23 protein-coding genes are annotated in these 20,665 nt (G+C 61.6%); 12 read left to right on the top strand and 11 right to left on the bottom strand.

The window, feature by feature from the left end:
• Genes HX818_RS14025 through HX818_RS14000 form a run of 6 tightly spaced genes read right to left on the bottom strand, consistent with a single transcriptional unit; the run spans nucleotide 1 to nucleotide 4,581 of the window.
• On the bottom strand, nucleotides 1-699 hold the full coding sequence (locus HX818_RS14025) for an HAD family hydrolase (RefSeq protein ID WP_003208792.1): 699 nt from the start codon (nucleotides 697-699) through the stop codon (nucleotides 1-3).
• Nucleotides 696-1,595, bottom strand: coding sequence for a tyrosine recombinase XerC (gene xerC, locus HX818_RS14020; RefSeq protein WP_008439350.1), 900 nt, complete (start codon nucleotides 1,593-1,595; stop codon nucleotides 696-698). The genes HX818_RS14025 and xerC overlap by 4 nt, the downstream gene beginning before the upstream one ends.
• A gap of 2 nt (nucleotides 1,596-1,597) precedes the next feature.
• The gene (locus HX818_RS14015) at nucleotides 1,598-2,314 is read right to left on the bottom strand and encodes a DUF484 family protein (protein ID WP_003208796.1); all 717 of its coding nucleotides are present in this window, start codon (nucleotides 2,312-2,314) and stop codon (nucleotides 1,598-1,600) included.
• Nucleotides 2,315-2,327: 13 nt separating this feature from the next.
• Nucleotides 2,328-3,158: a diaminopimelate epimerase gene (gene dapF / locus HX818_RS14010; RefSeq protein WP_008439347.1), complete on the bottom strand. Its 831-nt coding sequence runs from the start codon at nucleotides 3,156-3,158 to the stop codon at nucleotides 2,328-2,330.
• Nucleotides 3,159-3,162: 4 nt separating this feature from the next.
• On the bottom strand, nucleotides 3,163-4,410 hold the full coding sequence (gene lysA / locus HX818_RS14005) for a diaminopimelate decarboxylase (RefSeq protein WP_008439346.1): 1,248 nt from the start codon (nucleotides 4,408-4,410) through the stop codon (nucleotides 3,163-3,165).
• 9 nt (nucleotides 4,411-4,419) lie between these two features.
• Nucleotides 4,420-4,581 (bottom strand): lipoprotein, encoded by a 162-nt coding sequence (locus HX818_RS14000; protein ID WP_003208801.1) that lies wholly within the window; start codon nucleotides 4,579-4,581, stop codon nucleotides 4,420-4,422.
• Nucleotides 4,582-4,820: 239 nt separating this feature from the next.
• On the opposite strand from HX818_RS14000, the gene cyaY reads away from it, so the two are divergent.
• The 3 genes from cyaY to rnk all read left to right on the top strand — a co-directional run bounded on the left by cyaY (nucleotide 4,821) and on the right by rnk (nucleotide 5,916).
• Nucleotides 4,821-5,153, top strand: coding sequence for an iron donor protein CyaY (gene cyaY / locus HX818_RS13995; protein WP_003208803.1), 333 nt, complete (start codon nucleotides 4,821-4,823; stop codon nucleotides 5,151-5,153).
• Between the two features lie 2 nt (nucleotides 5,154-5,155).
• Entirely contained in the window at nucleotides 5,156-5,374 is a 219-nt protein-coding gene (locus HX818_RS13990) for a DUF1289 domain-containing protein (RefSeq protein ID WP_003208805.1), read from the top strand.
• A 131-nt stretch (nucleotides 5,375-5,505) separates the two neighbouring features.
• On the top strand, nucleotides 5,506-5,916 hold the full coding sequence (gene rnk / locus HX818_RS13985; RefSeq protein WP_003208808.1) for a nucleoside diphosphate kinase regulator: 411 nt from the start codon (nucleotides 5,506-5,508) through the stop codon (nucleotides 5,914-5,916).
• Here rnk and HX818_RS13980 read toward each other — a convergent pair.
• The 3 genes from HX818_RS13980 to HX818_RS13970 all read right to left on the bottom strand — a co-directional run bounded on the left by HX818_RS13980 (nucleotide 5,913) and on the right by HX818_RS13970 (nucleotide 9,600).
• Complete coding sequence (locus tag HX818_RS13980) at nucleotides 5,913-8,750, bottom strand: class I adenylate cyclase (protein WP_177020285.1); 2,838 nt, start codon at nucleotides 8,748-8,750, stop codon at nucleotides 5,913-5,915. The genes rnk and HX818_RS13980 overlap by 4 nt on opposite strands.
• Before the next feature lie 168 nt (nucleotides 8,751-8,918).
• Nucleotides 8,919-9,167 (bottom strand): TIGR02647 family protein, encoded by a 249-nt coding sequence (locus tag HX818_RS13975; protein ID WP_003208812.1) that lies wholly within the window; start codon nucleotides 9,165-9,167, stop codon nucleotides 8,919-8,921.
• A gap of 148 nt (nucleotides 9,168-9,315) precedes the next feature.
• Nucleotides 9,316-9,600: a hypothetical protein gene (locus HX818_RS13970; protein WP_003208814.1), complete on the bottom strand. Its 285-nt coding sequence runs from the start codon at nucleotides 9,598-9,600 to the stop codon at nucleotides 9,316-9,318.
• Nucleotides 9,601-9,725: 125 nt separating this feature from the next.
• On the opposite strand from HX818_RS13970, the gene HX818_RS13965 reads away from it, so the two are divergent.
• The gene (locus HX818_RS13965) at nucleotides 9,726-10,385 is read left to right on the top strand and encodes a glutathione S-transferase family protein (RefSeq protein WP_177020284.1); all 660 of its coding nucleotides are present in this window, start codon (nucleotides 9,726-9,728) and stop codon (nucleotides 10,383-10,385) included.
• 110 nt (nucleotides 10,386-10,495) lie between these two features.
• Here HX818_RS13965 and argH read toward each other — a convergent pair whose 3' ends face one another.
• A complete protein-coding gene (gene argH, locus HX818_RS13960) occupies nucleotides 10,496-11,890 on the bottom strand; it encodes an argininosuccinate lyase (RefSeq protein ID WP_003208818.1) in 1,395 nt (464 codons plus the stop codon).
• A gap of 562 nt (nucleotides 11,891-12,452) precedes the next feature.
• Between argH and HX818_RS13955 the strand changes: the two genes are divergently transcribed.
• From HX818_RS13955 to rsd, 7 genes are all read left to right on the top strand, one after another.
• On the top strand, nucleotides 12,453-13,199 hold the full coding sequence (locus HX818_RS13955; protein WP_003208820.1) for a LytTR family DNA-binding domain-containing protein: 747 nt from the start codon (nucleotides 12,453-12,455) through the stop codon (nucleotides 13,197-13,199).
• Nucleotides 13,200-13,337: 138 nt separating this feature from the next.
• Nucleotides 13,338-14,279 (top strand): hydroxymethylbilane synthase, encoded by a 942-nt coding sequence (hemC, locus tag HX818_RS13950; protein ID WP_008439333.1) that lies wholly within the window; start codon nucleotides 13,338-13,340, stop codon nucleotides 14,277-14,279.
• Nucleotides 14,276-15,043, top strand: coding sequence for a uroporphyrinogen-III synthase (locus HX818_RS31245; RefSeq protein ID WP_177031314.1), 768 nt, complete (start codon nucleotides 14,276-14,278; stop codon nucleotides 15,041-15,043). The genes hemC and HX818_RS31245 overlap by 4 nt, the downstream gene beginning before the upstream one ends.
• Nucleotides 15,044-15,061: 18 nt before the next feature.
• Nucleotides 15,062-16,180: a uroporphyrinogen-III C-methyltransferase gene (locus HX818_RS31240; protein ID WP_003208826.1), complete on the top strand. Its 1,119-nt coding sequence runs from the start codon at nucleotides 15,062-15,064 to the stop codon at nucleotides 16,178-16,180.
• Between the two features lie 5 nt (nucleotides 16,181-16,185).
• Nucleotides 16,186-17,427 carry a heme biosynthesis protein HemY gene (locus HX818_RS13940; RefSeq protein WP_003208828.1) on the top strand — a complete coding sequence of 414 codons (1,242 nt, stop codon included), beginning with the start codon at nucleotides 16,186-16,188 and terminating at the stop codon, nucleotides 17,425-17,427.
• Between the two features lie 236 nt (nucleotides 17,428-17,663).
• The gene (locus HX818_RS13935) at nucleotides 17,664-18,185 is read left to right on the top strand and encodes a disulfide bond formation protein B (protein ID WP_102604071.1); all 522 of its coding nucleotides are present in this window, start codon (nucleotides 17,664-17,666) and stop codon (nucleotides 18,183-18,185) included.
• A 206-nt stretch (nucleotides 18,186-18,391) separates the two neighbouring features.
• Nucleotides 18,392-18,850 (top strand): sigma D regulator, encoded by a 459-nt coding sequence (rsd, locus tag HX818_RS13930; protein WP_102604072.1) that lies wholly within the window; start codon nucleotides 18,392-18,394, stop codon nucleotides 18,848-18,850.
• A gap of 53 nt (nucleotides 18,851-18,903) precedes the next feature.
• Here the strand turns inward: rsd and HX818_RS13925 are convergent, their stop codons facing one another.
• Entirely contained in the window at nucleotides 18,904-19,569 is a 666-nt protein-coding gene (locus tag HX818_RS13925; protein WP_003208833.1) for an FKBP-type peptidyl-prolyl cis-trans isomerase, read from the bottom strand.
• Nucleotides 19,570-19,761: 192 nt separating this feature from the next.
• Here HX818_RS13925 and HX818_RS13920 point away from each other — a divergent pair.
• On the top strand, nucleotides 19,762-20,665 hold a 904-nt coding region (locus HX818_RS13920), incomplete at its 3' end, for an AlgP family protein (RefSeq protein ID WP_256350110.1).

Here is a 20,665-nt window from a genome sequence, read left to right as displayed (position 1 = left end):
TTATGCATTCCAGCGGGCTAGCACGTCGGGTAGCTCGGTCAGGCTGCGAATCTCGGCATCCGGCAATTTCTCGGCCTCCCAGGCCTTGCCTGCCGGGTTGAACCACACCGCCCGCAGCCCCGCCTGCTGCGCACCGGCAATGTCATCCCCTGGATGGTCACCCACATGCACTGCCGCGCCCGGCGCTACGCCACCGCGCTGCAAGGCTTCCTGAAACAACCGCGCATCCGGCTTGGCAATACCAATGTCTTCAGCCCGGAGTGCAAAGTGGAAGTAGTCCGCCAACCCCACACGTTGCACATCGGCATTACCGTTGGTAATCACCCCCAGCAGATAGTCGCGGCGCAGTGCTTGCAGCATCGGTTCCGCTTCGGGGAATACGGTGAGTTGATGCCGGGCATGGATGAACGCTTCAAAGCACACATCCGCCATCTGCGCCGCTTCCGGCAGCGTGTACCCGGCTTCCTCGAAGGCGTATTGCAGCACCTTGTGACGCAACACGCTGATGCGATATTTCAGCTCGGGATGACGCTCCAGAACCTGCTGGCGCAGGCTGGCAAACTTCTCCAGGGGCAAGTCGCCCACCTTGGTGGCGTGGGTCGCCAGCCACTCGCGCATCGATGCCTCGGCGCTGATGATGACCGGCACGTTATCCCAGAGCGTATCGTCCAGGTCGAAGGTGATCAGCTTGATGCTCATGAGTCACTGCCCTTAATGCGTTTGGCCCGTGGATGGGCGCTGTCGTACACCGTTGCCAGGTGCTGGAAGTCCAGGTGGGTGTAGATCTGGGTGGTCTTGATGTCGGAGTGGCCCAGCAGTTCCTGCACCGCACGCAGGTCCTGGGAGGACTCCAGCAAGTGGCTGGCAAAGGAGTGCCGGAGCATGTGCGGGTGCAGGTTCTGCCCCAGCTCGCGCTCGCCGGCGGCCTTGACCCGCACTTGTATGGCCCGGGGCCCGAGGCGCCGGCCTTGCTGGCTGATAAACACCGCGTCGTCCGCCGGGTTGGCCAGGGCGCGCAGGGGCAGCCACAGCAGCAAGGCTTCGCGGGCCTTCTTGCCCACCGGCAATACGCGGGTCTTGCTGCCTTTGCCGAGCACTTGCACCAGGCCATCCGCCAGGTCCAGTTGATCGAGGTTAAGCCCGGTCAGCTCCGACAGGCGCAGGCCCGAGGAGTAGAAGAGTTCGAGGATTGCCTGGTCGCGATGGGCCAGGAAGTCGTCCTCCACGGCGCCATCGAGCAATTGCAGGGCGCGATCCGTGTCGAGGGTCTTGGGCAGGCGGCGTTCGCCCTTGGGCGGCGCCAGGCCGTTGGCCGGGTCGTGGTCGCACAGGCCTTCGCGGTTCAGGTAGTGATAGAGGCCGCGTACCGCCGACAGCAGGCGCGCCAGGCTGCGGGAGGATTGGCCTTGCTGGTGCAGGCGGGCGATCAGGCTGCGCAGACCCTGGATGTCCAGGGCCTTCCAGCTGCCGATGTGTTGTTTCTCGCAGAACGCCAGGACCTTGTTCAAGTCCCGCCGGTAGGCTTCCAGGGTATGCGGCGACACCTGGCGCTCGCTGCGCAGGTGAGCGCAGTAGGCGTCCAGTTGTCGTTCCATGGCTAGCGCACCGCGCGCAATGCGCTGGTGAAGCGTGGCAGGACGCGGCCCAGCACTTCGGCGATGTAGCTCAGGAACAGCGTGCCCACCGAGCTTTTGTAATGCTGCGGATCACGGCTGGCGATGGCCAGCACGCCATGCAAACCTTGATGACTGAGGGCAACCACGGCGGTGGAGCCGATCTGCTGGCGCTGCTCGGCGCCAAACAGGAAGTCCAGTTCATGCTCGCGCAAGGTGCCGCTGATGGTCTTGCCTTCGGACAGCAGGCCGCCAATCGCGGTCTGGGCATCGCTGCCGCTGACCCAACGCCCCACCGGCATCGGGTTGTCGCTGAACAGGATCAGGCTGACAAAGGGCACCTGGAAATCCTGGCGCAGGCTGTCTTCGACGGCGATCACCGCTTCTTCCAGGCTGGCGGCGTCCATCAGGGTCAGGACCAGGCGGCGAGTCTTGTCGAACAGGCGGTCGTTGTCGCGGGCCACATCCATCAGCTGCGAGAGCCGATGGCGCATTTCGATATTGCGCTCGCGCAGGATCTTCATCTGCCGCTCCACCAGCGACACGGTATCGCCGCGCTGGTGGGGAATACGCAGGGCCGGCAGCAGTTCTTCGTGTTCGACGAAGAAGTCCGGGTTAGCCTCCAGATACGCCGCAACGGCTGCGGCCTCCAGACTTTCGCTTGGGGATGCTTGCGCGGGTACTTGAGGCTTATCAGTCATTAGATTTGCTCACTCATAGACGGACCTGTCCTTCGTAGACGCGGGTGGCCGGGCCGGTCATTTTCACCGGTTGGCCGGGGCCTGCCCATTCGATGGACAGGCGTCCACCGGGCAGGTCGATCAGCAGCGGCGAATCCATCCACCCCTGGCTGATCGCGGCTACGGCAGCGGCGCAGGCGCCGGTACCGCAAGCCTGGGTTTCGCCGGCCCCGCGTTCCCAGACGCGCAACTGCGCACGGGAACGGTCGATGACCTGCAGGAAGCCCACATTGACCCGCGCGGGAAAGCGCGGGTGGTTTTCGATCTTCGGCCCCAGTTCATGCACCGGCGCGTTGTTGATGTCATCCACCCGCAGCACGGCATGGGGGTTGCCCATGGACACGGCGGCCAGGTTGACGGTCTTGCCGTCCACGTCCACCGGGTAGCTCAGGGCTTGCTCGGTGGCCTGGAACGGAATGTCCGCCGGCACCAGCCGTGGCGCGCCCATGTTGACGCCGATCTGGCCGTCGCTGCGAATATCCAGCTCGATGATGCCGCTTTTGGTCTCGACGCGAATCTGCCGCTTGGCGGTCAGGCGCTTGTCCAGGACAAAACGGGCGAAACAGCGGGCACCATTGCCGCACTGTTCCACTTCGGAGCCATCGGAGTTGAAGATCCGGTAACGGAAATCCACTTCCGGGTTACTCGGCGCTTCCACCAGCAACAATTGGTCGAAGCCGACACCGGTGTGCCGGTCGCCCCACAGCTTGGCGTGCTTGGGCAGGATGTGCGCGTGCTGGCTGACCAGGTCGAGGACCATGAAGTCATTGCCCAGCCCGTGCATCTTGGTAAAACGCAGCAACATGACCTTACTCCGGCAGCAGGCTTTCGCCAGCAAACAACTCGGCTACCGTCTCGCGGCGACGCACTTCAAACGCTTGATCACCGTCCACCAGCACCTCGGCGGTACGCCCGCGGGTGTTGTAGTTGGAGCTCATGACAAACCCATAGGCACCGGCCGAATGCACGGCCAGCAGGTCGCCTTCTTCCAGGGCCAGCTGACGTTCCTTGGCCAGGAAGTCGCCGGTCTCGCAGATCGGGCCGACGATATCGTAGCTGCGGCCTTCGCCTGCGCGTGGCTTGACGGCCGTCACATTCATCCAGGCCTGGTACAGCGCCGGACGGATCAGGTCGTTCATCGCCGCGTCGACGATGGCGAAATCCTTGTGCTCGGTGTGCTTGAGGTACTCGACCTGGGTCAGCAGCAGGCCGGCGTTGGCGACGATGTAGCGGCCCGGCTCGAACATCAGCGTCAGGTCGCGGCCTTCGAGGCGCTCGCGCACGGCCTTGATGTAGTCGGACACCAGCGGCGGCTCTTCATCGCGATAACGCACACCCACGCCGCCACCGAGGTCGATGTGGTGCAGGTAGATGCCGCACTCGCCGAGGCGGTCGACCAGCGCCAGCAGGCGGTCGAGGGCGTCGAGGAACGGTGGCAGGCTGGTCAGTTGCGAGCCGATATGGCAGTCGACACCCAAGACTTCCAGGTTCGGCAACTGCGCGGCGCGGATGTACACGTCCTCGGCGTCGGCAATGGCGATGCCGAACTTGTTCTCTTTGAGACCGGTGGAAATGTACGGGTGAGTGCCGGCGTCGACGTCCGGGTTGACCCGCAGGGAGATCGGCGCGCGAACGCCCATCTCGGCGGCCACCACTTGCAGGCGCTCCAGCTCGTCGGTGGATTCGACGTTGAAGCAGTGCACGCCAACTTCCAGGGCGCGGCGCATGTCTTCGCGGCTCTTGCCGACACCGGAGAACACAATTTTGTCAGCCTTGCCGCCGGCGGCCAGTACACGCTCAAGCTCGCCCCGGGACACGATGTCGAAACCGGCGCCCAGGCGCGCCAGGACATTGAGTACACCCAGGTTGGAGTTGGCTTTTACGGCGAAGCACACCAGGCTCGGCGTGCCTTCCAGCGCATCGGCAAAGGAGCGGTATTGCGCTTCGATGTGGGCACGGGAGTACACGTAGGTCGGGGTACCAAAGCGCTCGGCGATGGCGGACAGCGCGACACCTTCCGCGAACAGCTCGCCGTCCCGGTAGTTAAAAGCGTCCATGATGTTCCCTTAGTAGGTGTCGTGCTTGTGCGCTTTGGTTTGCGACGATTGCGCCTGTTCATTCGGGTCTTTGCTGTCATCGGGCAGATACAGCGGGCCTTTTTGACCACAGGCACTAACGAGGCAAGCGACCGCGACGAGCGCAGCAAGGGAAGAGATCAGGCGCTTCATGGCGAAATCCTTGAATATGCATTAATTGCGCCCGAGTATACCGACCACCCGCCGGATTGCCTATGCGCCGAAATACCCGTCCGGCGGGGCTTTGCCGAGTTCGTCGCGATTGTGCTTACACCAATCGAGGATAATTCACACGGCTGTGGGTAATGAAATCGGTATCCTTTGCAATCATGATGGCGCGTCCGTATTGTGCGGCGCTTGAGCGAGACCAGACACTTTTCGAGGTTCCCACAATGAGTTTGACCGAAGCGCGTTTTCACGACCTGGTGGATGCGACCCAGCAAGCGCTGGAGGATATTTTCGACGACAGCGGTCTGGATGTGGACCTGGAGAACTCGGCCGGTGTGCTCACCGTCAAGTTTGAAAATGGCACCCAATTGATTTTCAGCCGCCAGGAGCCCCTGCGTCAGCTATGGCTGGCGGCGCGTTCCGGTGGTTTTCACTTCGATTACGATGAAGAAGAAAAACGCTGGACCCACGACACCACCGATGAGCTGCTGAGCGAAATGCTCGCGCGCCTCACCCAGGAACAAGCCGGCGTCGAGCTGGACTTCGACGAGATCTGATCGTGACGCAGCCCGTTCCCGTACGCCCGCCCAAGCCGCTGTTCAGCAATGTCAGCCCGGCGGTGCCGTCACCTTGTATCAGTTTATGTCGGCTGGATGAGCACAAAGTCTGCCTCGGTTGCTTCCGTCATGTGGAAGACATCCGCGAATGGCGCTCTGCCGACGATGCGCGACGCCGCGTGATCGTCGCCCAGGCCGAGCAGCGCAGGACCTGCGCCTGAGGCCGTCTTGTTTATTTATTGTGCTGTGGTAGTGTCCGGATACACCTCAACTCATCGAGGTCCGTGAGAACCCCGCCTTTTCCTGGCGGGGTTTTGCTTTTTTGTGCAGAAAAAAGGAGTCTGCCTGAATCATGACCGCACCTTCCATCATCCTCACCCGTCTTGACGTGCAGCGTCTTGAGCAACTGATCGACCGTGTCGGCGAGGCGTCGCCGGGCGTTGAAGCCCTGCAACACGAACTCGACCGCGCCGAAGAAGTGGTTGGCCACGATGAAGTGCCTGCATCTGTCGTGACCATGAACTCCAGCGTGCATTGCCGTGAACAAGGCAGTGGCAAGGACTATCACCTGACCCTGGTCTACCCCAAGGACGCGAACGCCGACGAAGGCAAAATCTCGATCCTGGCGCCGGTGGGCAGTGCATTGCTGGGCCTGCAAGTCGGCCAGCATATCGACTGGCCAGCACCGGGTGGCAAGACCCTCAAGCTTGAATTGCTCGGCGTCGAAGGCCAGCCGAAAGACGGTGGCGCCTTTCCTCTCTAAACCTGGTTCAGCGCTTCATTGAGCGCCAGTTCCAGATCAGCCTTGTAGCGCAGGTACAGATTGCTCGGGCTTTGAACATCACCGAGCAGGCCGGACAGGTCCAGATCGGTGATGTAGCAGCGGTAACGCTCGGCTTCCCGGCGTTGCCCGACGATTTGCTGGGCGACCACCGCAAACAGTTGGTCGCCAAATTCCAGCTCGGAAAACTCCCGTTGATTGCAGTACAAGGTGATCCCCACCTGGCCCGGTGCTGCCTTGCCGATAATCGCCTGCACGTCGTAGAACGGCTTATTGGCCGGGGTTTGCGGCGCTGGGCGCGGTTCTGCCCGACGTGCGCGGCCGCTGCCTGACGGCAGCAACTGGTAATACAGGATTTGCACCGCGCCGAAGGGCTGTTGCGGATCCAGCGGCAGCAGCGCATCGCGGCGATAAATGATCGACTGCAGGAAGCGCTGCAACGGCACCAACAGGCTTTGCTCGTCGTGGAACGGCAGGTGTTGCTGCCAGAGCGCGTTGAACTCATCCAGCACGTACAGCTCGGCAACTCCGTCGTTGATCCGGTAGAACACCTGCACACAGTCGGGCAGGCCCATGGGCAGCAGCAGCGCCAGGTCGTGGTCTTCCAGGGCCATGGTGTCCAGGTGCAGCGGGCTGTAGCTGGCCAGTTCCTCACTGAGGTAGGCGATCAGCGCGTCCTGGGTCGCCAGTGACACATGGTTGGCCTGGCCGGGTGTCAGTTCCATCACGTGGTAGTGCTGCTGCACCTGCACCAGGTAGCGGTGGTTTTCCTGGCCCAGCAGTAGGTTTTGCGCGGTGTCGAAGATTTCCTCCACGCGCTGGGCAATGAACTGCGCGCGGTTGTGGCAGAAACAGCGCACCCGCAAGCGCGGCAAGTGATTGGGCGGTAGCTGATTGAGGTAGTCGCGCAGGCAGTCGAGCAGCGCGTGAGGGCCGTCATAGCGGCTGACCATCACCTCGTTCCAACTGTTGAGCGTGACCTGGTCCAGGGTCAGCACCAGGTTTTCCCGTACGCCCGCGTAACTCAGGGAGTCGGTGCGCTCGGTGGTCATCAGGATGTTCAGGTCGCGATGATGCTTGAGCGGGTCGACGCCGACGTTGATCAGCAGCAGCACTTCCTCGGGCACTGCCGAGCGCAGCAGGCGGTCTTCATCGACGCTGGCCAGGGGCAGGACGACGGTTTGTTGCAGGCTGCCCAGCAGGTTGAACAGCTCGAATTCGGTCATGTCACTGCTGCCGGGATGCAGCGCCAGGCGGGTACTGCTGTCGATCACGCCGTTGCGGTGGCACCAGGTGAGCATTTCCAGCAAATCGCGACTGCGCTTGATCGGCGCGAAGTGCTCCCATTCCAGGGCGGTCAGGCTGCCGTTGTACAAGCCCCAATGATGCTGGCCGGGCTCTTTGCGGTTGGGCGACTGCACCAGGGTCAGGGTGTCTTCGGCAAGGTCGGGCGCAATGCCGGGGTTGATGAATTCGACCTTGCCGGCCTTGCGCTCGAAGGCGGCGTACAGGCGCCGGCCCAGCACATTGAGGTCGCGCTTGTTGATCAGGCTGACGGTCTGTTCGGTGCGGGCAAACTGGGTCAGGAAGCGATAGCTGTAGTTCAGCTCGTTGACCAGCGCCCGGCGTTCGGAGGCCACCTGGCGGACTTTCCATTGGCTGCGGCTGTCCAGCAGGGCCAGTTGGCGCTGGTCCCAACCCCATTCGCTGGCCAGGCGCTCCAGCAGCAAACGCTGCCACCCGGTGCGCTGGCCCGCGCTGAGCTTGCGGTTGACCTTCAGGTACAGGCTGCGCCGCACCAGTTCCAGGCGTTCCGGCTCATTACGGGCCTTGAGGTACTCCTCGATCCGGCGGTAGACGACGATGTACGGGTCCAGTTCGTCCAGGTCCAGATGATTGGCAAACACAGCGCGCTTGAAGCGCAGGCTCAGGCACTGCACCTTCGGGTGCTCGCTGGCGTAGACCTCGGTCAGCAGGAGTTTCAGTACTGATTTGTAGGGCGATTCGATGCCCTTGAACAACTGCCACAAGCCGGCACCGATAAATTCACCCGGCGGGATGTGCGCCAGGTGGCCCAGGTCGAGGGTTTCATCGGCGCGAATAAAGCGTTTGGAAATCAGCGCGTGGGTGAAGTCGGCATAGCGGGTTTCTTCGTACACCGGCACCAGCCACCAGATCGGCGTGCGCCCGGCCAGCCAGATGGCGGTGCGGTAGAACTCGTCCAGCAGCAGGTAATGCTGGCTGGTGCCGCAGTCTTCTGAACTCAGTTGGCTGTCGCGCTCGCCCTGGATAAACCGCGTCGGCTCGATCAGGAAGAAGTGCGCCTCGGCGCCCATGCTCAGGGCCCAGGTTTCGAGCAGTTGGCATTTCTTGCGCAACTCGGCCAGCTCGTTCTCGCTGAGATCGGCCGCATGGCAGACCCACACGTCCATATCACTTTGATCGGCCTGGGCCAGGGTGCCCAGGCTGCCCATCAGGAACAGGCCATGAATCGGCCGCGGTGGGTTGCCGTGGCGGGGCTTGTAGGAAAACGTGCGGGTCAGGCGCTGGGCCTCGGCCAAGGCTTGCGCGTCGGGTTCAAAATTCGACAGGCCGGCCGGCGTGCTGCCCGACACATAGCCCGGCAACAGCGGGTGATTTACGTGGAAAAACAGCGGCAGCAGGGTCAATACGCTTTGCTGGCGTGGTGTCAGTCCTTCGACGGCCCGGGCCATGCGGCCTTCGTTCAGGGCCAGAAACCGCGCGCGTAACTGGGCCAGCACCTTGCGGTCGATGCCTTCGTCCAGGTCGGGGCGGATTTCGTGGGTGCGGGTCATGTCGAACTCGGTGGCTCGCAGGGCCCGACGTGGGCGGCCGTGTGGGAGTTTACAGCCAGTAGCGTAGGAGATTTAGAGGGAATTTGTTTTTGACGCCGGAATTTTATCCCGGGCGCGGGAATGCCCGCGGAATCCGTGAAGAGAGGATCCCGTGGGCGATACGAGGTGTCAGGCGGCTTCTTTGGCGGTCGTCAGAATAGTCAGCAGGCTTTGTGCGTGTTCGGCAGCGTCCCGGCCGAGGCTGGTGAGGTAACCACCGTCTGGCTGGTCGATCAGGTCTTTATCAAACAGGCGCCGGGCGGCGGCAATGGCAGTGGGAGCGGCAGTCTGATGAACTTTCAGACCTTCCTGGGAGCTGCCCAGGTTGAAGAGTGCAAGGATTTCCAGTTCGGCAACCAACTCAGGGGTATACGACATAAGGACTCCAGACTTTCTAGGAATTTTTAGACGTTAGCAGCCATAAGGTGAACGCACTTGGGCGAGCTGTCCAGTCGGAACTCATGCGGTGTTGATGTGGGGCAGGATTGTGGCCAGCAAGAGTTTGCTGGCCAGCGCGGTGTGAGGCTTATTGCTTCTCGGGCGGCAGCTCCGGCAGCGCACGCAACGCAGTTTCATACCATTCGGTATTGAAGGCGCGATCTTCTTCGAGCAGCGCGTCAATTTCGATGGCGAGGACGTGGGCCATCATTTGCAGGATGTCTTCGCGCTCGTAGCCCACCAGGGTCAGCTTGTTGAACGTGGCCTTGGCGGCGGGCGGGTTGTCGCTTTCGATCTGGTTTTCGATCGCTTCAATCAAGGTGGTCTCGGCGAACTCTTCTTCGTCGTTGTCGATATCGGTTGGCTCGCTCATGGCAGGCTCCTGGAGGAAAGGGCGCCAGTCTACCCCCATTCACTCGGCTGATGCTGCTGGCCAGGCGCGGCCTCCCGATCTATAACCACTGCTGCCAACCCCGTACACGGCCTGGAGGCTTTGTGATGCTCAAGCTTTATGGATTTTCGGTCAGCAACTACTACAACATGGTCAAACTGGCGCTGCTGGAGAAAGGGCTGCCCTTCGAAGAGGTGCCGTTCTACGCAGGCCAAACCCCGGAAGCGCTGGCCGTGAGCCCGCGGGGCAAGGTGCCGGTGCTGGGTGTCGAGCAAGGGTTTATCAACGAAACCAGCGTGATCCTCGAATACCTCGAACAGACCCAGGGCGGGCGATCGCTGCTGCCGAGCGAGCCGTTCCAGCGCGCCCAAGTGCTGGCGTTGTGCAGGGAAATCGAGCTGTACATCGAGTTGCCGGCCCGGGCGTGTTTTGCCGAGGCGTTTTTCGGAATGCCGGTGCCGGAGGCGATCAAGGAAAAGTCCAGGGCGGAGTTATTGCTGGGGATCGCATCGCTGGGGCGGCACGGGAAGTTTGCGCCGTATGTGGCGGGGGACAGTTTCACGATTGCGGATTTGTATTTTGTGTACAGCGTGGACCTGGCCTGTGCCGTGGCCGGGAAGCTGTTCGGGCTGGATCTGTTGGCTGAGTTGCCGAAGGCCAAGCCGTTGCTGGAGCGCTTGCAGGCGCTGCCGAATGCCCAGCGGGTGGCGGCGGACAAGGAAGCGGCGATGCCGGCGTTTATGGCGATGGTTGCTGCGAAGAAATAGATCTTGGGTGTTTGTGATGAGGCTTTCGCGAGCAAGCCCGCTCCCACATTTGACCGAGTTCCACCTTTGGAATGCAGTCGAATGTGGGAGCGGGCTTGCTCGCGAAGCTTTTAGCGGCTGGCGAGCAATGCCTGGCCGCGAACCACGGCAGCCTTCACCTGCGCCGGCGCAGTCCCGCCGATATGGTTACGGGCATTCACCGAGCCTTCCAGGGTCAGCACCGCAAACACGTCCTGCTCGATCTGGTCGCTGAACTGGCGCAGTTCTTCCAGGCTCATTTCCGCCAGGTCCTTGCCGGTGTCCACGCCGTACTTCACGGCATGCCCGACGATCTCGTGGCAGTCGCGGAACGGCAGGCCACGGCGTACCAGGTAATCCGCCAGGTCTGTGGCGGTGGAGAAACCGCGCAGGGCCGCTTCACGCATGATGGCGTGCTTGGGCTTGATCGCCGGGATCATGTCGGCAAAGGCTCGCAGCGAGTCGCGCAGGGTATCGGCGGCGTCGAACAGCGGTTCCTTGTCTTCCTGGTTGTCCTTGTTGTAGGCCAGCGGCTGGCCTTTCATCAGGGTCAACAGGCCCATCAGCGCACCGAATACACGGCCGCTCTTGCCGCGTACCAGCTCCGGCACGTCGGGGTTTTTCTTTTGCGGCATGATCGAGCTGCCGGTGCAGAAGCGGTCCGGCAGGTCAATGAACTGGAATTGCGCGCTGGTCCACAGCACCAGCTCTTCGGAGAAGCGCGACAAGTGCATCATCGCAATGCTGGCCGCGGCGCAGAATTCGATGGCGAAGTCACGGTCCGACACGCCGTCCAGGGAGTTGCCGCCCACAGCGTCGAAACCCAGCAGCTGCGCGGTGTATTCGCGGTCGATCGGGTAGGTGGTGCCAGCCAGTGCAGCGCTGCCCAGAGGCATGCGGTTGGCGCGCTTGCGGCAGTCCACCAGGCGCTCGTAGTCGCGGCTGAGCATTTCGAACCAGGCCAGCAGGTGGTGGCCGAACGTCACAGGCTGTGCGGTCTGCAGGTGGGTGAAGCCGGGCATGATGGTGCCGGACTCACGCTCTGCCTGCTCCAGCAGGCCTTTTTGCAGGCGGGTGATTTCTGCCAGGATCAGGTCGATCTCGTCCCGCAGCCACAGGCGGATATCGGTAGCCACCTGGTCGTTACGGCTGCGACCGGTGTGCAGTTTCTTGCCGGTCACACCGATGCGGTCGGTGAGGCGGGCCTCGATGTTCATGTGCACGTCTTCCAGGTCGACGCGCCAGTCGAAGGTGCCGGCTTCGATCTCGCCACGGATGGTGGTCAGGCCGTCGATGATGCTGTCGCGCTCGGCGTCGGTCAGCACGCCGACCTTGGCCAGCATCGTGGCGTGGGCGATCGAGCCCATGATGTCGTGGCGGTAGAGGCGCTGGTCGAAAGTGACGGAGGCGGTGAAGCGCGCGACGAAGGCGTCGACGGGTTCACTGAAGCGGCCGCCCCAGGACTGGTTGGTCTTGTCGGTGCTCATGGATTCGCTCGTGATCTGCTGGAAAGAGGGCATGAAAGTGTGGCGCCGATAATAACAGGGTTGCCCCCGGAGGCGACGATGCCGGGGCGGGGCATTTTTATTTGTTTCCAAGATGGCTAAGTGCCTTGCCCCCGGACTCGCGCAGGACGAGACTGGAGCCAGGACCGATCGGGGGGGAAACTTGCGGTCCTCGGTCAAACAAAGCGTGTTTATTGAAACGATATTTGACGATTGAGCAATATCGTCTTCGCCAGCGTCTACAGTTGCACTGATAGAGCTTCGCGCTGACGGAAGGTGTACTGCACCAATGCCGGGCGATGAGGTCGAACTCCAGGCTATCCATTAGAGAGGGGGTGTTCGTATTGTGTATCAGCAAACCCTACGACGATGCCCGAAGGCAGCAGGCTTTGGGCGCGATTGAACAGGTCCGGGTAAATATTGGTGCCACTCTCGGGGCACTTTTTGCCGCTCGCGCTAGTCTTAGCGTGGATCGCCGTGACGGAAGTCACCGCACCTGTCTACGCTATCCTTGTGCGAGACTCACGCAGGAATCCAGCGCAATATGAATGTCCTGATCGTTGATGACGAACCCCAAGCCCGCGAGCGACTGAGCCGTTTGGTCAGTGAACTCGAGGGTTACAATGTCCTTGAGCCGAGCGCCACCAGTGGCGAGGAAGCCTTGGCCCTTATTGACAGCCTCAAGCCGGACGTCGTGTTGCTCGACATCCGCATGCCGGGCCTTGATGGCTTGCAGGTGGCTGCCCGCCTGAGCGAGCGAGAATCGCCGCCTTCGGTGGTGCTGTGCGCCTCCCAGGATGAGTTCTCTTCCGAGGCCCTGGATGCCAGCGGCGCCAGTTTCCTGGTCAAGCCGATCAATGCCGATGCGTTGCTTCGCGCCTTGAAAAAGGCCGAGCGTCCCAATCGTGTCCAACTGGCAGCCTTGACCCAGCCCGCAGCCCAGGGCGGCAACGGGCCTCGCAGCCATATCAGCGCCCGTACCCGCAAGGGCATCGAGTTGATTCCCCTGGACCAGGTGGTCTACTTCATCGCCGATCACAAGTACGTGACCTTGCGTCACGAGGCTGGTGAAGTGCTGCTCGATGAGCCACTCAAGGCGCTGGAAGACGAATTTGGCGACCGTTTTGTGCGCATCCACCGCAACGCGCTGGTGGCACGGGAGCGCATCGAGCGTCTGCAGCGCACGCCGCTTGGGCACTTTCAGCTGTTCCTGAAGGGCCTCAATGGCGACGCCTTGATCGTCAGCCGGCGCCATGTCGCTGGTGTGCGCAAGATGATGCAGCAGCTTTAGCCCGAGGGCCGAGGCGAGCTTCACCGCCCATATCCCGGTGCGACGCGGCCAGGGAGGCCCCGCACTTGCTGATTCAAATCAAAGCGCATTTGCCTGAGCTGTTATTATCTGCCGTATCTATTCAGTACGGATTGATCCATGTCCTCTCGCGAAATCCGCATCGCCACCCGTAAAAGCGCCCTGGCCTTATGGCAGGCCGAATACGTCAAAGCACGCCTTGAGCAGGCTCATCCTGGCCTGAAGGTGTCCCTGGTGCCCATGGTCAGTCGCGGCGACAAGCTGCTTGATTCGCCACTGTCGAAAATCGGCGGCAAGGGCCTGTTCGTCAAGGAGCTGGAAACCGCGCTGCTGGAAAACGAAGCCGACATCGCCGTGCACTCGATGAAAGACGTGCCCATGGACTTCCCTGAAGGCCTGGGCCTGTTTTGCATCTGCGAGCGCGAAGACCCCCGCGACGCCTTCGTTTCCAATACCTATGCCTCCCTGGATGAGCTGCCGCTGGGCAGCGTCGTCGGCACCTCCAGCCTGCGTCGCCAGGCGCAGTTGCTGACCCGCCGCCCGGACCTGCAAATCCGCTTCCTGCGGGGCAACGTCAATACTCGCCTGGCCAAGCTCGACGCCGGTGAATATGACGCGATCATTCTCGCGGCAGCCGGCTTGATCCGCTTGGGCTTTGAAGACCGCATCACCTCGGCCATCAGCGTCGAAGACAGCTTGCCGGCCGGCGGGCAGGGCGCTGTGGGCATTGAATGCCGCACCGCCGACAGCGAAATTCATGCGCTGCTCAAGCCGCTGGATCACCAGGACACCGAAATTCGCGTCACCGCCGAACGTGCCCTGAACAAGCACCTCAATGGTGGCTGCCAGGTACCGATCGCCTGTTACGCCGTGCTTGAGGGCGAGAACCTCTGGCTGCGTGGCCTGGTGGGCGACCCGAGCGGTGGGTTGTTGCTCACCGCAGAGATTCGCGGGCCGCAAAGCGAGGCCACCAGCCTGGGTATCAAGGTCGCCGAGGAACTGCTGGAAAAAGGCGCCGGTGCCATTCTGCAAGCGGTGTACGGCGAGGCCGGGCCGCAGTGATGCAATGGCGTGTGCTGCTGACGCGGCCTGCCGAGGAGTCGGCGGCCCTGGCGGCGACGTTATCCGAAGAAGGTGTTTTCAGCAGCAGCCTGCCGTTGCTGGAGGTTGAAGCGCTGCCTGTCACGCCTGAACAACAGACTGTTTTTCGCGAGCTGGACCGCTATTGCGCGGTGATCGTGGTGAGCAAGCCGGCCGCGCGCCTGGGCTTGCAGTTGTTGGCTCAACACTGGCCGCAACCGCCGGCGTTACCGTGGTTCAGTGTCGGCGCTGCTACGGCGCAGGTGTTGGCCGAGCATGGCCTTGATGTCAGTTATCCCCACGACGGCGACGACAGTGAAGCCTTGCTTGAACTGGTCGCCTTGCGCGAGGCTATCTCGAAGCCCTGCGCCCGGGTGCTGATCCTGCGGGGCGAGGGCGGGCGAGAGCTGCTGGCTGAGCGTTTACGCGAGCAAGGTGCTAGTGTCGACTATCTGGAGTTGTATCGCCGTTTCCTGCCGGACTACGACCGTGCAACGCTGACCCAGCGCATAAACGTGGAACGCTTGAACGGCGTGGTGGTCAGCAGTGGGCAGGGTTTTTTACACCTGCAAGCGCTGGCCGGTACAGATTGGCCCCAGGTGGCACAGCTGCCGTTGTTCGTGCCCAGCCCGCGAGTCGCCGAGATGGCGCGTGCCGCTGGCGCGAAAGAAGTTGTGGATTGTCGTGGCGCCAGTGCCGCGGCTTTGTTAGTGGCGTTACGGAGTGTTTCCGTTCCCACTCTCTAATACGCAAAGGATGGATACGTGAGCGAAACAGCCTTGCCTAAAGATGAAGCTCAGCCCGCGCTTGATGCGCCTGTTGAGACACCGGTCACCACCGCCCCGCGCCGTGGCAACGGCCTGGCCATCGTGGCCTTGTTGCTCGGCGCCGCCGGCGTTGCCGCCGGTGGCTGGGGGATCTGGCAGGTCCGCGCACTGCAGGCGAGCAGCCAGCAACAGCTGGGCCAAGTGCAAACCCTGGACGACCAATCCCAGAGCCTCAAGCAGAGCCAGCAGCAGCTGTCGGCCCGTCTGGGGCAACTGCCCGGCGCCGATGAGCTGGAAGAGCGTCGCCGGCTGGTGGCGCAATTGCAGGGTGATCAACAACGCCTGAGCCAGCGCCTGGAAACCGTGCTGGGGGCCAGCCGCCAGGACTGGCGCCTGGCCGAGGCCGAGCACTTGATCCGCCTGGCCAGCCTGCGTCTTTCCGCCTTGCAGGACATCAATAGTGCCCAGGCACTGGTCCAGGGCGCTGACGAAATCCTCCGCGAACAAAGTGACCCTGGCTCCTACGCCGCCCGTGAGCAGTTGGCCAAGAGCCTCGCCGCGTTGCGCAATATCGAACAGCCCGACCGTACCGGGCTGTACCTGCAACTGGCGGCATTGCGCGATCAGGTCGTGCAGTTGGCGGCCATCGCGCCGGAATACCAACTCCCTGAAGCGGCCAATGATGGGCGTCCGACCACCGACACGGACAGCCGTTGGAGTCAGTGGTGGGCGCAGATCTCGCGGTATTTCCGCATCGACTTCAATCCTGATGACAACATTCGCCCGCTCCTGGCAGGGCAAGGCCTGAACCAGGTGCGCCTGGCCCTGAGCCTTGCACTGGAGCAGGCGCAATGGGCGGCGCTCAACGGCGAGCCGGCGGTGTACAGCCGATCCCTGGGCGAGGCCCGCAGCGTGTTGCAGGACAACTTCAATCAAGACAACCCGCAAAGCAAAGCCATGCTGGCCCGTATTGCCGAGCTTGAGCCCAAGGCCGTCTCGGTGGTCACGCCGGACCTGGCCGCGAGCCTGGCTGCCGTGCAGGCTTACCTTGACCGTCGCCACCTGTCTGCCGAGGAAGCCAAGGCTTCCGCTGGCAAGCCGGCGACCCAGGAGTAAAGCCGATGAAGCGCTTCTATGTGATCCTGGTGCTGGCGATTGCGATCGCCCTGGCACTGGCCGTGGGCATTTCGAAACATACCGGCTACGTGCTGATTACCTATCCCCATGTGCTGCATTACGAGTCCGGGCTGTGGTCGACGCTGGTGGCGTTGTTTGCCATCGGCCTGGTGATCTATTTGGCCAGGGTGCTGCTGGGCCTGGTGCTGACCTCGGGTGGCGTGGTCAATCCGTGGTCGCGGCGCAACCGCAGCCGTCGGGTCCAGGTTGCCATCGAGCAGGGCCAGATGGACCTCGCCGAAGGGCGCTGGGCCAGTGCCGAGCGCCACTTGCACCGTGCGGCCGAAGCCGAACGCCAGCCATTGCTCTACTACCTCGGCGCCGCCCGTGCGGCCAACGAACAGGGCCGTTATGAGGAAGCGGATGGCCTGCTGGAACGCGCGCTTGAGCGCCAGCCCCAGGCCGAACTGGCGGTAGCCTTGAGTCATGCGCAGTTGCAGATGGACCGCGGTGACACCGATGGCGCCCTGGTCACCCTGCAGGCCATGCATGAGCGTCATCCGCATAACGTCCAGGTATTGCGCCAACTGCAGCGGCTGTATCAACAGCGTGGCGATTGGTCTTCGGTAATCCGGCTGTTGCCGGAGTTGCGTAAGGACAAGGTGTTGCCGCCTGCCGAGTTGGCCGACCTGGAGCGACGCGCCTGGGGCGAGAACCTGACCCTGGCTGCCCAGCGCGAAGAGCAGGGCGAGGCCGGGCAGCAATCCCTGGAGCTGGCCTGGCAACAACTGACTTCGGCCCAGCGCCAGGAGCCGCAACTGGTGCTGGCGTACGCCGAACAACTGCGCCAGTTGGGCGCGGACGCCAAGGCCGAAGAAGTGCTGCGCGGTGCCCTCAAGCGCGAGTACGACAGTCATCTGATCCGGCTCTACGGGCTGCTGCGTGGCAGCGATCCGGCGAAGCAGTTGAAGTTCGCCGAAGGCTGGCTCAAGGACCATCCAGGCGATGCCAGCCTGCTGCTGACCCTGGGGCGCCTGTGCCTGCAAAACAGCTTGTGGGGTAAGGCGCGGGATTACCTTGAAAGCAGCCTGCAGGTGCAGCGCAACCCTGAGGCCTGCGCCGAGCTGGCACGCCTGCTGGCGCAGTTGGGCGACACCGAGCGCAGCAACCAGTTGTTCCAGGAAGGCTTGGGCTTGCTGGACAAGCGTTTGCTGGCGTCACCGCTGCCGGTACCGGCACGGGTTTGAAGTAGGAAACAGAGTAAGGGTTGCCTCAGAATTGTCTGGTGGCCAACCCTTCAATAACGCAAATAGCTGTAGTCAATACGGCTTGTAGTAAACTCCTACGTAGACGCGCGTTTAATCGCTCGCCTTCTGACGGGATATCCCTACGCTCTCGCGGAATCGTCTGCTCTGGCGCGTATTGAAAGGGGTAAGGTCTTTCCTCTACCGTAACTACCTATCTCTTGCGTTGCGGATAAACAATGTCTTTGGCCCCCTCACGCTCCCTGTTCCTCCTGGCGTTCCTGGCTGGTGCGCTGACGCTGGGCGCGTCCTTTTACCTGGAATACGCCGCGTTTTTGCGGCCTTGTTTCCTGTGCCAGGTGCAACGAATTCTTGTGGCTGCCTTCACGCTGATCAATCTCGTGGCGGCGATTCATGGGCCGAAGCGGTCCGGGATCTACCTGTATTGGGCGGCGAGCATGGGGTGTGCAGTGCTGGGCGCCATTACCGCCGTACGCCAGGTGCTGCTGCAAAATACGCCGCCGGAACAGTTGCCTGCCTGTTGGCCCGGCCTTCAATCCATGATCGAGAACCTGTCGCTGAGAGAGACGTTGGCCTTGATCTTCAAGGGCACCGTCGACTGCGTGGAAATCAACTGGACGCTGTTCGACTTGAGTATTCCCGAGTGGAGCCTGCTGTTCTTCGTGGCGATGCTGATCCTTGGCATCGCGCAGTTCTCGCGGTTGCTGCTGAGCCAGCGTTTTGGCCTTGCACGGCACTGACAGGTAACCGCAGGTTGTAGGAAGGGATTAAACACTTGTATGAACTTTCTCTCCTGCGTACCTTGATGACATAGTCGTGCGGGCATAATCTGGCCCGCACGCGTTATTGAAACAGACTGTTCGATGCACCTTTGCCCGGTTGCCGCTTTAACCTTGAAGTGATGCGCGGGCAGCGTGCGGCGCCCCTATAGGGAAGAGAGATCATCATGCTGGAAAGTTGTCAGAATGCTCAGGAACGCTGGGGTGGGGTGCACAAACTGATCGATGGTTGGTTGAAAGCGCGTCACGAACTGGTTCGGGCCTTTGATGCTCTCGGTGCCAAGCCCGAAGCGCTCAGCGAGAACCGCAAGCCATTGCAGGAATTCTGCGGCGTATTGGTGGACTACGTATCGGCGGGGCACTTCGGTGTCTACGAGCAGTTGACCAAAGAGGCCGAGGCTTTCGACGATCAACGTGGCCTCGATTTGGCGGAGACGATTTACCCGCGCATCGATGTCATCACCGAGAAGCTGCTGGCGTTCAACGACCTGTGTGATGCCGGCCAGTGCGTTGCAGAAAAATTCAAAGAGCTGGGTGGTTTGCTTCACGAGCGTTTCGAGCTGGAAGATTGCCTGATCGAAGTGCTGCACAACGCTCACAAGGAAGAGTTGACGGCTAAGGCCTGACTCCCCCCGACACAAGAAAACGGTGCGCATTGCGCACCGTTTTTCGTTTGGGCTCAGGCGCCCGCCTTGAGCAATTCGATCTCGAATACCAGCGGCGTATAAGGCGGGATCAGTTCGCCTGCGCCATCAGCGCCATAGGCTTGGTCGGATGGAATCACCAGGCGCCACTTCGCGCCCACCGGCATCTGTTGCAACGCACTGCGCCAGCCATTGATCACACTGTCCAGGCGAAACCACTGAGGTTGTGTGCTCTTGTCGAAGACGGTCCCGTCGGGTAACCGCCCAACATAATTCACTTGCACGCGATCATCGGCCGCCGGTTTCTTCCCGCTGCCAGGGGTCAGTTCGGTCAGCAGGATGCCGTCTGCCAATTCACGCACACCACTTTTGGATTTTTCACTGGCTAAAAATTGTTGCTCGGCAGCGAGTGCCTTTTCACTTTGTGGTGCTCGATTGTCCGGCGCGTTTTGTGCTTCGTGCTGGGCAAGGATCTGTTCGATGCGTGTGTCGTCCAGGGCCAGTGGCTTACCTTGATAGGCCTGTTTGAGTCCGTCGATCAGCGCCTCTACCTGCAACCCAGGCATCTCCTGGCGCAGGCGCTCACCCAGGCTCGCGCCCAGGCTGTAGGCCAGGTCGTGGTCATCTTTGGAGGGGGATTTCTCGCTTGCGTTGGCCACGCAAAGCACCACGCTCAACACTAAAAAAAGGTAACGCGACATGGGCGTTCTCCAGCCGAAAGTGCGATGGATTATGCCAGTGTGAATGCTTAAAAAGTGGCGTGGATTTTCGTTATATCAATAAGAATTTTCGTGCGGTGCAACGCAAGCCAATCGATACTGTCAACATGCCCTAGCGGCGGTAAGAGCAGAGGGCTAGTATGAGCCGCACCCACGTCAGCCAGGAGGTAAACCATGTCGGCCAAACAGAAGCCTGTAAATACCCCGTTGCATTTGCTCCAACAACTTTCGGGCAGCCTGCTCGAACATTTGGAAAGCGCCTGTTCACAAGCCTTGGCTGATGCTGAGAAGTTGCTCGCCAAGCTTGAAAAACAACGCGGCAAAGCTCAGGAAAAACTGCACAAATCCCGCACCAAACTGCAAGGCGCAGCGACCGCTGGCAAAGCCAAGGCACAAGCCAAGGCCAAGGACGCCGTCAAAGAACTTGAGGACTTGCTCGACGCCCTCAAGGATCGTCAATCCGAAACCCGCACCTACATTTCCCAACTCAAGCGTGATGCTTCCGAGAGCCTGAAATTGGCCCAGGGTGTTGGTCGTGTGAAGGAAGCTGTAGGCAAAGTGCTGAGCACCCGTGCTCCGGCTAAGGCCGTTGCAGCCAGCGCGGCGAAAAAACCAGCCAGCAAGGCAGTCGCTGCCAAGGCACCTGCAAAAGCTGCGGCCAAGCCTGCGGCAAAAGCACCGGCTAAATCGGCTGCCAAACCAGCGGCTAAAACTGCTGCTGCAAAACCAGCTGCCAAGCCAGCTGCTAAAACCGCTGCTGCAAAACCAGCTGCCAAACCAGCCGCTAAAACCGCTGCTGCAAAACCAGCTGCCAAGCCAGCCGCTAAAACCGCTGCTGCAAAACCAGCCGCCAAACCAGCCGCTAAAACCGCTGCTGCAAAACCAGCCGCCAAGCCAGCTGCTAAAACCGCTGCTGCAAAACCAGCTGCCAAGCCAACTGCTAAAACCGCTGCTGCGAAACCAGCCGCGAAGCCAGCTGCTAAAACCGCTGCTGCGAAACCAGCTGCGAAGCCAGCCGCTAAACCCGCTGCTGCAAAACCTGCCGCGAAGCCAGCTGCTAAAACTGCTGCTGCAAAAC

The sequence above is a fragment of the Pseudomonas sp. F9001 genome, assembly GCF_013385435.1.
GTDB lineage: Bacteria > Pseudomonadota > Gammaproteobacteria > Pseudomonadales > Pseudomonadaceae > Aquipseudomonas.
This window is presented reverse-complemented; position numbering and strand designations above follow the sequence as displayed.

What these genes read in the sequence shown, in the direction of transcription:
- HX818_RS14025 (WP_003208792.1), bottom strand. Translation starts at nt 699, where the DNA reads ATGAGCATCAAGCTGATCACCTTCGACCTGGACGATACGCTCTGGGAT.
- HX818_RS13980 (WP_177020285.1), bottom strand. Translation starts at nt 8,750, where the DNA reads ATGACCCGCACCCACGAAATCCGCCCCGACCTGGACGAAGGCATCGAC.
- HX818_RS13940 (WP_003208828.1), top strand. Translation starts at nt 16,186, where the DNA reads ATGAAGCGCTTCTATGTGATCCTGGTGCTGGCGATTGCGATCGCCCTG.
- HX818_RS14000 (WP_003208801.1), bottom strand. Translation starts at nt 4,581, where the DNA reads ATGAAGCGCCTGATCTCTTCCCTTGCTGCGCTCGTCGCGGTCGCTTGC.
- rsd (WP_102604072.1), top strand. Translation starts at nt 18,392, where the DNA reads ATGCTGGAAAGTTGTCAGAATGCTCAGGAACGCTGGGGTGGGGTGCAC.
- cyaY (WP_003208803.1), top strand. Translation starts at nt 4,821, where the DNA reads ATGAGTTTGACCGAAGCGCGTTTTCACGACCTGGTGGATGCGACCCAG.
- HX818_RS13970 (WP_003208814.1), bottom strand. Translation starts at nt 9,600, where the DNA reads ATGAGCGAGCCAACCGATATCGACAACGACGAAGAAGAGTTCGCCGAG.
- HX818_RS13925 (WP_003208833.1), bottom strand. Translation starts at nt 19,569, where the DNA reads ATGTCGCGTTACCTTTTTTTAGTGTTGAGCGTGGTGCTTTGCGTGGCC.
- lysA (WP_008439346.1), bottom strand. Translation starts at nt 4,410, where the DNA reads ATGGACGCTTTTAACTACCGGGACGGCGAGCTGTTCGCGGAAGGTGTC.
- argH (WP_003208818.1), bottom strand. Translation starts at nt 11,890, where the DNA reads ATGAGCACCGACAAGACCAACCAGTCCTGGGGCGGCCGCTTCAGTGAA.
- HX818_RS14015 (WP_003208796.1), bottom strand. Translation starts at nt 2,314, where the DNA reads ATGACTGATAAGCCTCAAGTACCCGCGCAAGCATCCCCAAGCGAAAGT.
- HX818_RS13935 (WP_102604071.1), top strand. Translation starts at nt 17,664, where the DNA reads ATGTCTTTGGCCCCCTCACGCTCCCTGTTCCTCCTGGCGTTCCTGGCT.
- HX818_RS13965 (WP_177020284.1), top strand. Translation starts at nt 9,726, where the DNA reads ATGCTCAAGCTTTATGGATTTTCGGTCAGCAACTACTACAACATGGTC.
- xerC (WP_008439350.1), bottom strand. Translation starts at nt 1,595, where the DNA reads ATGGAACGACAACTGGACGCCTACTGCGCTCACCTGCGCAGCGAGCGC.
- HX818_RS13975 (WP_003208812.1), bottom strand. Translation starts at nt 9,167, where the DNA reads ATGTCGTATACCCCTGAGTTGGTTGCCGAACTGGAAATCCTTGCACTC.
- hemC (WP_008439333.1), top strand. Translation starts at nt 13,338, where the DNA reads ATGTCCTCTCGCGAAATCCGCATCGCCACCCGTAAAAGCGCCCTGGCC.
- rnk (WP_003208808.1), top strand. Translation starts at nt 5,506, where the DNA reads ATGACCGCACCTTCCATCATCCTCACCCGTCTTGACGTGCAGCGTCTT.
- dapF (WP_008439347.1), bottom strand. Translation starts at nt 3,158, where the DNA reads ATGTTGCTGCGTTTTACCAAGATGCACGGGCTGGGCAATGACTTCATG.
- HX818_RS13955 (WP_003208820.1), top strand. Translation starts at nt 12,453, where the DNA reads ATGAATGTCCTGATCGTTGATGACGAACCCCAAGCCCGCGAGCGACTG.